At 66.0% G+C, this 12,690-nt stretch carries 7 protein-coding genes; 6 read left to right on the top strand and 1 reads right to left on the bottom strand.

Features of this window, described 5'->3' with window-relative positions; translation table 11 throughout:
• Positions 1–144 precede the first annotated feature (144 nt).
• On the bottom strand, positions 145–1,539 hold the full coding sequence (locus tag AC1RWI_RS29185) for an MFS transporter (protein ID WP_492870065.1): 1,395 nt from the start codon (positions 1,537–1,539) through the stop codon (positions 145–147).
• Positions 1,540–1,820: 281 nt separating this feature from the next.
• On the opposite strand from AC1RWI_RS29185, the gene AC1RWI_RS29180 reads away from it, so the two are divergent.
• The 6 genes from AC1RWI_RS29180 (at position 1,821) to AC1RWI_RS29155 (ending at position 12,637) form a co-directional block, all read left to right on the top strand.
• Positions 1,821–3,341, top strand: coding sequence for a pyridoxal phosphate-dependent decarboxylase family protein (locus AC1RWI_RS29180; RefSeq protein ID WP_492870064.1), 1,521 nt, complete (start codon positions 1,821–1,823; stop codon positions 3,339–3,341).
• Entirely contained in the window at positions 3,338–4,615 is a 1,278-nt protein-coding gene (locus AC1RWI_RS29175) for an ATP-grasp domain-containing protein (RefSeq protein WP_492870063.1), read from the top strand. The genes AC1RWI_RS29180 and AC1RWI_RS29175 overlap by 4 nt, the downstream gene beginning before the upstream one ends.
• Positions 4,593–6,209 (top strand): hypothetical protein, encoded by a 1,617-nt coding sequence (locus tag AC1RWI_RS29170; RefSeq protein WP_492870062.1) that lies wholly within the window; start codon positions 4,593–4,595, stop codon positions 6,207–6,209. The genes AC1RWI_RS29175 and AC1RWI_RS29170 overlap by 23 nt, the downstream gene beginning before the upstream one ends.
• 462 nt (positions 6,210–6,671) lie before the next feature.
• A complete protein-coding gene (locus AC1RWI_RS29165; RefSeq protein WP_492870061.1) occupies positions 6,672–8,309 on the top strand; it encodes a methyl-accepting chemotaxis protein in 1,638 nt (545 codons plus the stop codon).
• Positions 8,310–8,751: 442 nt separating this feature from the next.
• Positions 8,752–9,354 carry a response regulator transcription factor gene (locus AC1RWI_RS29160; protein WP_492870060.1) on the top strand — a complete coding sequence of 201 codons (603 nt, stop codon included), beginning with the start codon at positions 8,752–8,754 and terminating at the stop codon, positions 9,352–9,354.
• 127 nt (positions 9,355–9,481) lie between these two features.
• Positions 9,482–12,637, top strand: a complete 3,156-nt coding sequence (locus tag AC1RWI_RS29155) for a PAS domain-containing sensor histidine kinase (RefSeq protein ID WP_492870059.1) — start codon at positions 9,482–9,484, stop codon at positions 12,635–12,637.
• Positions 12,638–12,690 lie beyond the last annotated feature (53 nt).

The raw sequence follows: 12,690 nt of genomic DNA, 5'->3' as shown, positions 1-12,690 counted from the left end.
CTTGTGGGACCCAAGAGCTGTACGACATCGCCCAGCGGGGTTGTCGTATGGCTCTTGGGTCCGAAAGCCAACGCCGCTAAAAGAAGCATCGACCAACCCCGCACACAGGCCCCTTGAGCTCAAAAACCACCGCCCATCAAAAAATCACAAATCCGCCTCAGCCGCCACCCCCACCCGCACCGCCGGCCCACTCCCACTGCGCAGCCGGCTAAAACTAACCAGAGCCCCGACCAGAGCCACCCCCGCGGCAACAAAAAGCGCCACCCGGGCCGCCTCGCTGGCATCAACACTAAACAACAAGGCCACCACTGCAGTCCCGGTAGTCTGCCCCAGCAACCGCGTTGTAGCCTGCGCCCCGCTAGCGCCGCCACTGCGCGCCGGCGGCGTGGCGCCGATCATCGCGCGGTTGTTCGGCGACTGGAATAGCCCGAATCCCAATCCGCACATGGCCATGCGCCAGCACACGGCAAAGCTGGACGCTTCCGGCCCAAGCATCGCCAGGCCGATCAGCCCCGTCCCAAGCAAGGCCAGCCCGATGCCGGCGAGGATGCTGGCGGGGTAGCGATCTGACAGGCGTCCCGAGATTGGCGCCATGATGGCCACCATCAGCGGCCACGGCGTGATCAGCAGCCCGGTCTCGTGCAGCGTGCGGCCAAGCTGGTATTCGAGGTAGAAGGGCAGCGCCACGAAGGCCAGCATCTGCGCCATGAACGAGCAGAAGGAAGTGCCCACCGCCAGCGTGAAGGCGCGGCTGGCGAACAGGTCCACCGGCACCAGCGGCGCATGCTTGCCGCGCTGCATGCGCACCAGGCACCATCCCAGCAACGCTGCCACTACCAGGCCTGCGGCGGCGGCGGGGCGCCATTGCGCGTGGCCCGCGCCGTCCACGCCCAGGATGAACAAGGCAAAGACCACGGCCGAGAGCAGCGCGCTGCGATAATCGAAGCTGCGCGGCTGGGGCGGCGTCGCCGGCAGCGCGGTGCGGGCCAGCGCCAGGGCAAAGATTGCCACCGGCACGTTGATGGCGAACAGCCACGGCCAGCTCGCCACCGACAGGATCAGCGCGCCCACGGAGGGCCCCACGGCAATGGTGATGCCCACCACCAGCGCGTTCAGCCCGATGCCCCGGCCCAGCTTGGTGGGCGGATAGATAAAGCGCACCAGCGCCGTGTTCACGCTCATGATGCCGGCGCCGCCGATGCCCTGCAGCACCCGCGCGGCCACCAGCACCGGCAGGTTGGGCGACAGCGCGCACAACAGCGAGCCCGCCAGGAAGATCGCCAGGCCGCCGCGGTACACACGCTTGTAGCCAAGGATGTCGCCCAACGAGGACAGCGGCAGCAGGCACACCGTGACGGTGAGCTGGTAGGCGTTGACCACCCAGATGGTGCTGGACGGGTCCGCCGCCAGCTCGCGCGAGATCGAGGGCAGTGCGATGTTGGCGATCGAGCCGTCGAGCACGGCCATGATCAGGCCGCAAAACACGGTGAGGATGGCCCAGGAGCGTTGGGGATAGGGTAGGCCTTGGTGTGGCTGCATGAGGGAGGGCGGCGGCTGAAGGAGTGGCGCGAGCAATGCTTGAGATGCTTGACGACACAATTATCGTCTCGCGGAGCGGCGCTCGCAAATGATTGGAATGTGGTAAGGCAGCGCCGGCAGTGTTGTTTTTCGGTCGCAGAGAAATAGGGCGGAAAACCCGCCGTACTCCACCAAATGCCTGGCTGGCCCAGCGCTATGATCCCCGGCACGATGTCCCGGAAACCAGGTCGCGAACAGCACCTCCCATGGGGACGCAGCGTTTTTCCGGACCGCCATTAGCCATGTCAACACCAACCACCCAGGGCAGCTGGCAGCCAGTCCCCACCAGTCTCGATCCCGTCGACTGGAGCGCGCTGAGGGCGCAGGGGCACAGCATGCTCGACGATATGCTGGACCACCTCCAGGGCATCCGTGCCCGCCCGGTCTGGCAGCCGATCCCCGATGCGGTGCGCGCCAGTTTCCGCGAGCCGTTGCCCCGTGAGGGCAGCGGGCTGGACCAGGTGCATGAGGCCTTCATGGACAGCATCCTGCCTTTTGCCGTGGGCAATGCGCATCCCGGCTTCATGGGCTGGGTGCACGGCGGCGGCACGCCGGTCGGGATGCTGGCGGAAATGCTGGCGGCCGGGCTCAATGCCAACCTGGGTGGGCGCGACCATATCCCGGTGGAGGTGGAGTGGCAGGTGCTGCGCTGGGTGATCGAGCTGTTTGGTTTTCCCGAGGATGCCAGCGGCCTGTTCCTGACCGGCTCCTCCATGGCCAACCTGTCCGGCGTGCTGGTCGCCCGGACCCGGGCGCTCGGGTCCGGCGTGCGGTCAACCGGCATGGCGAAGGCTTCGCGACGCCTGACGGGCTACACCTCCGCCCGGGCGCATGGCTGCATTGCCCAAGGCATGGACCTGGCCGGCCTCGGCAAAGACAATCTGCGCGCGATCCCCGTTGACGAGATGGGGCGCATGGATATGGCGTGCCTTGCCGCCACCATCGCTGTGGACCGCGCTGCCGGCTTCCAGCCGTTTCTCGTGGTGGGCACCGCCGGCACCGTGGATACGGGCGCCATCGACGACCTTGCCGAGATCGCGCGCATCGCCCGCCGGGAGCAACTGCATTTTCACGTCGACGGGGCCTTTGGCGCGCTGGCCATGCTGTGCCCCCAACTGGCGCCGCGCCTGCGCGGCATCGAGCAGGCGGACTCGATCGCTTTCGACTTTCACAAGTGGCTGCAGGTCCCCTATGACGCCGGCTTCTTTGTGGTCCGCGACCGGCAATTGCACCTACGCACCTTTGCCACGCACGAGGGCACGTACCTCAGCCGCGGCGAGCGCGGCATGGCGGCCGGCTCCCCCTGGCCCTGCGATTTCGGGCCGGACCTGTCGCGCGGCTTCCGTGCGCTGAAGACCTGGTTCACGATCAAGGTCTACGGCACCGAGCGGCTTGGCGGCATGATCGCCCACACCTGCACCCTGGCGCAGGGGCTCGCGCGGCGTATCGAGTCCGAGCCGGAGCTGGAGCTGCTGGCGCCGGTATCGCTCAACATCGTTTGCTTCCGTTTCATCAGTGCCGATGCGAACGGCGCCATCGAACAGGTCAACCGCGATCTTGTTGTCGCCCTGCAGGAATCCGGCCTCTGCGCGCCGTCGTCGACCGTGCTCGACGGCCGCTTTGCGATCCGGGTTGCGCTCTTCAATCATCGCAGCGCGCAGCAGGATATCGATGTCCTGCTGAACGCCACCCTCGCGCTTGGCCGGTCGCTGAGCGCCATGTCACCCGTACCCGTTCCCGAAGCCAGCGGCCTACCACAATGAACGCAATCCTTGATTCCGCCAACATGACGCCGGCCCCTGACACCCTGATCGGACTGCGCCACCTGCTGCGGGCGGCCCATCAGAACGAGGACCTGCGCCCGCTCGGCGCCGAGCTGATCAACCATCTGCAGTCGCGGCCGGACGATGCCAATGCGCTGATGGATCTCTCGCTGGTCCTGCAGCTCATCGGCGATCACGCGCTGGCCATGACCATGCAGGCCGAGGCGCTGCAGGCACGCCAGCTCTATCACTTGCCGACCCTGCGCAATGGCGAAGCCCGCCTGCGCGTGCTGGCCATCATGGTGTCGGGCGACCTGATGGCCAACACGCCGCTGGAGTGCTTGCTGGGCAACTCCGACGTGGCGCTCGATGCGCTCTACGTCACGCCGGAGAACCCGCTGCCGCAGGCCGTGCCGGAGCACGACGTGCTGTTCATCGCCGTGGGCGAATCCGACCGTACCCAGCCCGTGCTGGAGCATCTGCGCGCGCTCGCGGCAATCTGGCCGCGTCCGGTGCTGAACCAGCCGGATCGCCTGCAACAGCTCTCGCGGGACCGGGCGGCGGCGTTGCTGGCTTCGGCGCCGGGCGTGTGCATGCCGCCGACGCTGCGCGTGGATCGCCAGGTACTGGCCGGCATCGCCAGCGGGCAGGCAGCGATTTCGTCGGTGCTGGGCGAGGGCGCTTTCCCGATCATTGTCAGGCCGCTTGGTTCGCATGCCGGCAAGGGCCTGGAGAAGATCGGCGATGCGGCCGAACTCGCCGGCTACCTGGCGCAGACGGACGAGCCGGCTTTCTACGTCTCTTACTTCATCGATTACCGGAACGATGACGGCCAGTTCCGCAAATACCGGCTGGTGCTGATCGAAGGGCGCGCGTATGTGTGCCACGTGGGTATTTCCGAGCACTGGATGATCCACTATCTCAATGCCGGCATGGCAGAGAGCGCGGCCAAGCGGGATGAAGAGGCGGCCATCATGCGCGACTTCGACGGCACCTTCGCGCTGCGCCACAAGGATGCCCTCGCGCTGATCCAGGAGCGGCTGGGCCTGGATTACGTGGGCCTGGATTGCGCCGAGACGCCGGACGGGGCGTTGCTGGTGTTCGAGGCCGATACGGCGATGGTGGTGCACGATATCGATCCGGTTGACCTCTTCCCGTACAAGCAGCCGCAGATGCACAAGATCTTCGCGGCGTTCCGGACCATGCTGATCAACGCCAGCCAGGCCCATGCCGACCGCGTGGACGCTCACGATGCCGCTGCCATCGACGGCTGACCTGCTGGTCAGCGGCGGGGACCACCGCATCGCGCTGGATCCGGCGACCGGCCGTAACAAGTACGGTTGCCAGCCGCTCGCCGCAACGGGGCTGGTCCCCTTTGGCTCCTCCACGTCCTCGGGCATCTCTCCCGCCGCGTTCGCCGAGGTGGACGCGCTGCGCAACCGGCTTGCCGCGGCGCTGCCGCACCAGAGCGCGGCCGAACTGTATCGCCGCGAGCTGGACCGGCTGCGCGGCGAGCTGCTGGCGCTGTGCGGCATAGGCGATGCGCTTGGCACCGGGCTTGTCTTCTCGGCTTCCGGCACCGATGTGCACCTGCTCGCGGCGCGCGTTGCCGCGCGGGTGGCGGCCAATGGGGCCGGCTGCGATGCGGGAGATGCGGGCATACCGGGCACTCCGGGCACTCCGTGCGTTCGGGGCCGGCCGCTGGTGATCCTGGCCGGCGAGGCCGAGAGCGGCAGCGGTGTGGCCGCTGCGCTCGCCGCTCGCCACTTCAGCACGTACAACGCACTGGGCCGTACCACCATCCCTGGCGAGTCGCTGAGCCAGGCCTGCGCCAGCGACATCCTTGATGTGCCGATCCGCAATGCGGACGGCAGCTTGCGGGATGCGAGCGTGGTCGATGCGCAAATCGAAGCGCTCGTCAGCCAGGCCGTGCAAGACGCACGCCAGGTGCTGCTGGTGCTGATCGACGTCTCCAAGACCGGATGCATCGCGCCGAGCATCGCGTGCGTGACCGCGCTGCATCGCCGCTGGCCCTGCGCGGTGCAGGTCCTGGTCGACGCCTGCCAGTTCCGCATTGAGCCGGGTACGCTCCGAGCCTACCTGCGCAACGGCTGCATGGTGGCGCTGACCGGCTCCAAGTTCGTGACCGGGCCTTCGTTCTCCGGCGCCTTGCTGCTGCCAGCGGCAATTGGCAAGACACTGCGCGAGCGCGGCGTCCCGGCGGAGCTGCGCCTGTACTCCGCGCGCGAGGAATGGCCGCAAGGCTGGGCAAGCACGCAAGCGCTCGGCAGCTTTGCGAACTTTGGCCTGCTGCTGCGCTGGCAGGCTGCGATCCACGAGCTGCGCGAGTTCCTCGCGGTGCCGCCCGGGCAAGCTGCAGGCATTGCCCGGCGCTTTGCCAGTGCCATCCAGCAAAGGCTGGGCTGCGATCCCGCCTTTGCCGCGCTGGCGGTGCCGGCGCTGGACCGCACCGCGCTGAACACGCCATCCCACTGGGACGAGATCCAGACCATTCACCCCTTCCTGCTGTACCGTTGCCAGCCGGGGGGTGGCAGGGTCGCGCTCAGCCGGGAGGAGACGGCCGCCATCTTTCGCCGGGTCCAGGCGCCGGGGAGCGCCGACGCCGGCGTGGCCTACCAGCTTGGCCAGCCCGTGGACTGCGGCCACAGGGCCGGTGTCCCGGTCAGCGCCTTGCGGCTGTGCATGAGCGCCAGGCTGGTAGTCCAGGCAGCGCGGGACCTGGATCAGGAGCGGCACCTCATTGGCCAGGCCCTGGCATGCCTGGACATGGTTTGCGCGCTGGTGCACACCCCCACGCGCGACGTTGGCGTGGCGCCGGCACCGGCGTTGGATACGGCTTTTTCATGAAGACCGAACGGTGCCGTGCCGCAATGCCAGGGCGCTGATCAGGAATGCTTCACGCCATGTTGGACTCTCGGTCTGGCTGGCGAGCGCCACCCGGCGATCGTCGCCTTCCTTGAACGATCGCCGGGCCTTGTCGATACCATCTATCGCCACGCCACGCCACGCCACGCCACGCCACGCCACGCCACGCCACGCCACGCAGCCTGTGACGTGGATTGCCTATGCGCCGAATTGCCCCGCGCAACGGCCGCAAACACATCCGGCACCCGCTTGCGCAACGCAAAGCGGCTCCGGCGCTACTTGCGCCGAATTCCATGAAACCTGCCCCCTCTGCAGGAGGGGGAGGTTCTTCCGATGACTTGCCGTTAGCCATTCTGCAGCGTGGTTCCGCACGCATTTCAGGACGCACGGACCATGGCGCAGCGCCAACGTCATAGCGGGACAACGGGAAAAGGGGATCAAATCGTGAACTTCAACAGCCTGACCATCAAGGGCAAGCTCTTGCTGAGCTTTAGCCTGCTAGCCATCATCGCGCTATCCATTTCCGCTCTGTCGCTACGCGCGTTGAGCCAGGCCACGGACGGTTTTTCCCGCTACCTGCATGGCATCAACGCGCGCGCCGAAGTCGCCGCGCAGGTGCGCACCGCCGTCGACCGGCGCGCCATCGCGGCGCGCAACCTGGTACTTGTCACCAGGCCCGAGGACCTGGCCCTGGAGAAGGCAGCCGCATTGCGCGCGCATGAAGACGTGCAGGCGCAACTGGCAAAGCTCAAGGACATGGTGTCGGGCAACAGCGACGTCAGTGACACCGCGCGCAACCTGGTGCGCGAGATCGGCAGCGTGGAGTCGCGCTATGGTCCCGTGGCCATCGCCATCGCGGACCTCGCGCTCGCCGCCAGGCGCGACGAGGCCATCGTCAAGATGAACGACGAATGCCGCCCCTTGCTGGGGGCGCTGGTCAAGGCGACCGACGCCTACACCGAGTTCACCAAAGGCCGCCAGGCCGATACGGTGCGCAAGCTGGAGGAGGACTATGCCGCGCAGCGCAACCTGTTGATCGTCATGTCCATTGCCGCCGTGGCGCTCGCTGCGGTGGGCGGCCTGCTGATCACGCGCTCCATCACCCGGCCCATGCAAACGGCCGTGGACGTGGCGCAAACGGTAGCGCGCGGTGATCTGAGCAGCCAGATTGCCGTGGTGGCGCGGGACGAGACCGGCCGCCTGCTGTCGGCCCTGCGTGACATGAACGAGCGCCTGACGCAGATCGTGTCCCGCGTGCGCCAGAGCAGCGCAAGCATCGCCGGCGCGTCGGCGGAGATCGCCGCGGGCAATGCGGACCTGAGCCAGCGCACCGAAGAGCAAGCGGCGTCGCTTGAGGAAACCGCCGCCAGCATGGAGGAGTTGACCACCACGGTACGCCTGAGCAGCGAGAACGCCCGGCAAGCCAACGACCTGGCGCGCGAGGCCGCCGATATCGCGCAGAGCGGCAGCACGGCGGTTGGCCGCGTGGTCGATACGATGCAAGGCATCAGCGCCAGCTCCACCAGGATCGCCGACATCACCGGCATGATCGAAGGCATCGCCTTCCAGACCAATATCCTGGCGCTCAACGCCGCGGTGGAAGCCGCCCGCGCCGGTGAGCAAGGCCGCGGCTTTGCCGTGGTGGCCAGCGAGGTGCGCAGCCTCGCGCAGCGCTCGTCAAGCGCCGCCAAGGAGATCAAGGAACTGATCGCGGGCTCGCTCCAGCAGATCCAGAACGGCGCCACGCTGGCGGGCGAAGCCGGGCAGACCATGAACTCGGTGACCAGGGCGGTCGCGCGCGTGAGCAGCATCGTGGAAGACATCGCCAGCGCATCGATGGAACAAAGCCGCGGTATCGAGCAGGTGAACCAGGCGATCTCGCAGATGGACCAGGTGACCCAGCAGAATGCCGCCATGGTGGAACAAGCCGCCAGCGCGTCGCGCGCGCTGCAGGAACAGGGCCAGGAACTCAACGAGGCGGTGGCGTTCTTCCGCCTGCCGGGCGCCGGCGGCGCCGGGCGGCCACATGCACCGGCGAGCGACCGGGAAGCACGCCGCCAGCGCAGCGCGGCAGTGGCCTGATCGCGCGCTTGCGCGACCGGATGTGGCTGGCGTGCGCCGGCGCCCCGGAGTCATCGCGGGTGCCGCTGGCACATTGCAAGACATGATTCTTATCCTGGCTCGCAGTCATTGGATTTAATCGTAATTTCGGTTCCCCACCGGTCGGAGGCTAAAACCGCACATCCACCTAGCGGCACGCCGGGAAATGTTGCGCTATTAAGTTTCTTCTTAATAATCGGAAGTGCTGCAATTAAGATATTTTTGGTTTCATTGTTTTCCAGAGACTCCGGGGATTACCCAATTTCAACTTCGCCATCATGATGGCTTACTGTGCTGGTGGGTGCGGGGCTTCTCAGGTGCCCATTGGTCCGCTTGGCCGCATTGCACGGTATGTGAACGTGCCGACAGGCCGACATCCGGCCGACATCCGGTCGCGGGAAGCCAGGAATTGGAGATGTAGGCTGTGGCAGTTGAACGACCCGTAATCTATCTAGTCGATGACGATGACATTGTGCTCTGGACACACCATGAGTTGCTTCGTGGCCTTGGCACGGAGATAAGGACATTTGTTTCCGCTCGCGATTTCGTCGAAGCGTACCGGCCGGCGCCGGTTGAATGCCTGGTCTGCGATCTGCGCATGCCGGGGATGTGCGGCCTGCAGGTGCAGAGCCAGTTGGCCTGCAAGGGCCTTTTTCCACCTACCATCTTTGTTTCCGCCTACTCCGAGGTCCCTTCGGTGGTCAAGGCGATCAAGGCGGGTGCGCTCGATTTTCTGGAGAAGCCCGTCGATGGTGCAATGCTGGTGCAAAAAGTGCGGGGCGCGCTGGAACGCAGCCGCCAGATGCACGAGCAGAGGCTGGCCTCGGCCGACAAAAGCATCCGGCTTGCACTGCTGACCCCGAAGGAGCGGCTGGTCGCCTGGCATGTCACGACCGGCAAGACCAGCAAAGCGATTGCCACGGAGCTGGGAATCAGCGTCCGTACCGTGGAAAATCACCGGGCGCACTTGATGGAAAAACTGCAAGTCAAATCCGCGATTGAATTGACGACGCTGCTTCTCGATTGAGCCACCTTGCCCGGGCCGCCAGTAAAGTAGAAGTCGCGAAAGCCGGAAATCAAGGTCCCGCCGGCCGCCGGCACGGGGCAGGAATGCCGCCCCGTCGTCGATGCGTCGCGATTCGTCGCAGGAAATCATGATCAAGCGTTACTTAAGGAGTCTGCGAGGGACAAGCGGGAGAGAGGTCCGCCAGAATCTCATCATGACGGCGGCGGCCGTTGTATTGCTGCTGGTCTTGAGCCACGCGGTGCTGCGGGGGCTTGAAAGGCAATTTCATCGGAGGGCCGAAGGCCGCCTGAAAGCCGTGCTCCAGGCGATATTGGACCTGAACCAGGCGATGGGCGAGGATTCTGCGGGGCGAGTCGGGAGCATCGCCGAGAACCCTGCCCTGAAAAAGCTGGTGAAACGTATCCTGGCCGATCCCGGCCGGGCCGATTTGCGGGCTGAATTCGACCAGTGGATCCTGCCGATCTACAGGAGCCGGGGCTTCGACGGCTATGCCCTGATCCACCCGGACCATACCATTCTCGCGGCGAGCAGCCCGCGCTATGTCAACGCCTCGGACCTGACCGAGCAGACCATACGGACGTTGCGCGAGGCGCAGGCGCTTGGATTTGCCATTTCGCGGCCCACTGTCTCGACGCTGCCGCTCATGGCACAGGGCGTTGAACAGCCGGCCGGGATGTTCTATCAGGTTGCCTGCGCGCGCATCGATGTGGATGGAGGGGCCGCTGGCTTCCTGTGCCTGCGTGTCGATCCCTACGTGAGGCTGTTCAAGATTCTCAAGGCGGGCCGGATAGGCGAAACGGGCGAGGCTTACGTGATCGATTCCGCCGCACGCATTATCTCCCCGACCCGCGACTCGGCGCGCGATGCGCCGCCTGATCGTACGCGGCAGGACGACTCCCCGGTGCCGTGGGGGATTTTGCCCGGCGAGCGGCCGGCGGCCGATTTGCTGGTGCAGGGCCGTACTGGCTATGCCCCGACAAAACTTGCGCAGCAACTGCTGACGGATAAAGTCAAGGAGGCGGTGGACGCCGAGGGTTATGACGGCTATGGCGGACACAAGGTCATCGGGGCTAGCCGATGGCTGGCTGACCAGGACATGGGGCTGGTGGTCGAGCTGCAGGTGGACGAAGCCTATCAGTCGTATTTCCTGGTCCGCAGGGCGATCGCCAGCCTTGCCGCGATCGCGATCGGGCTGATCCTTGCGCTGGCGGCATTCCAGTGGCGCGCGCGCCGCGGCGCGATCGAGAACGAGGAGCGCATACGCGCATTCCGCGAGAACCTGCCGACCGGGCTGGCCTACAAGAACATCGAGGGTGTGGGCATCATGGCCAATCAAGCTTACGAGCAAGCCATCGGGGTGCCGCGCGGCGCTTTCGTGGGATGCTGCGACTGGGACGTCATCCCGAATCGCCATATCGCGCAGATCAGCCGCGATATGCACGAACTGGTCGTGGCCAGCGGAACATCCCAGAACCAGGTGCATACGATCAGTCCTCGCTATGGGTATGAACGTGTCTTCCGCATGGTCACGTTCCCGGTGCGCGGGCCGGACGATGCGGGCATCATCGGCGTCGGTACCGTGGCCGCCGATATCACTGAGCAGGAGCGCACAAGGCAGGCGCTGGAGGCGCTTACCAACACGCTGGAAGCACGCGTCGAAGAGCGAACGCTACAGCTGACGGCGGCCCGCGAGGCGGCTGAATCGGCTGCGCGCGTCAAGGCACAGTTCCTGGCCAACATGAGCCGCGAGATCAGGACGCCGCTCAATGCCATCATCGGCATGTCGCATCTGGCGCTGAGCCGCGAGCGCGCGGACAAGCTGGATCGCTATCTGACGCGCATCGGTGCATCCGCCGGGCACTTGCTGGGGATCGTCAACGATATCCTGGATTTCTCGAAGATCGAGGCGGAAAAGCTGACCATCGACGCGCGCGAATTCTACCTGTCTGAACTGCTGGACCGTGTTACGGGACTGTTCTGGGAAACGGCGGAAGCGAAGGGCATCACGATGTCCATCTTCACATCCCCCGCGATTCCGCTTCGGCTGGTCGGCGATCCGCTGCGTGTCGGGCAGATCCTGATCAATTTCCTGGGCAATGCGCTGAAGTTCACGGATCGTGGCGAGGTCTGCCTGCGAGTCAGGGAGACGCTCGTGCGCGACAGCCATATCGGCTTGTGTTTCGAGGTCGAGGACACGGGCGTAGGCATTGCTCAGGAAGCATTGTCGGAGCTATTCACGCCGTTCCAGCAATTGGACAGCGCGATGAACCGCCGCTTTGAAGGCACGGGGCTTGGGCTTGTGATCAGCAAGAAGCTGGCGGAACTCATGGGTGGGCGCGTCTTCGCGCGGAGCCAGGCTGGTGTCGGAAGCATCTTCTCGTTCGAGGTGTCGCTGGGGATTGCGTGCGCGGACCGGGCGGCCGCTCCGGGCTCCGCGCTTTCGCGTATGGCTGTGGCGCCATCGGATTGCCACTCGCTCGCCGGGCCGGCGTGGGAGGCATTGCGCGGGCGCAGGGTCTTGCTGGTCGAGGACAATCCGATCAATCAGGAGGTCGCGCGCGATCTTCTCGAGCTGGCGGGCATGGACGTGCAAGTTGCCGGCGACGGCCAGCGGGCGCTGGTGGCGCTCAAGGAAAACGCATTCGATATCGTGCTGATGGACATCCATATGCCGGGCATGGACGGTATAGAGACCACCGGCGCGATTCGCCACGGCCTGGGCCTTCATGCCCTGCCGGTGCTGGCGCTGACGGCGGACGCGATGTCGGCGGACCGCATTCGCTGCATCGAGGGCGGGATGAACGATCACATCTCAAAGCCGATCGACGCACAGGCAATGTTTCGCACCATCGCGGCATGGCTACCGCCCGTCGCCGTGCCATCGGGCGCGGCTCGCGGCCCGGCAGGAGCGGGGACGGCGGTGACGCAGGCCCTGAAGCGAGTACCGGGCCTGGATGCCGCCGCGGGGATCAAACTCTTGTTCGGCCGCGAGGATATCTACATCAATCTGGCCAAGCGCGTCTGCGCCGAGCGCGCGGACGTGGTAACGCAGATCCATGCGGCCATCGGGGCCGGCGACTTTGGCCAGGCAAGCCTGCATGCCCATGGCCTGAGGGCCGTGCTCGGCATGCTTGGGGCGGCTGAGCTCGCGCAGGCATGTTCGGTGCTGGACCGTGGCTTGCAGGATGACCGGGCGGATGCCGTGGCGCTCGCCACGCTGGCCCGGGACTTTCCGGCGCTGATCGCCAACCTGCGCTCGGCGTGCGCCGTGGGCGCGGTGTAAAAAGGGTCCAGAGGCAGCCCGGCGCGTGAATCTGGCGCGTCATCTGCAGGTGG

It is taken from the genome of Cupriavidus sp. MPR-AND1C (genome assembly GCF_058809705.1).
Note: the sequence above shows the minus strand (reverse complement) of the source record. Positions and strands in the feature narration are given on the sequence as shown.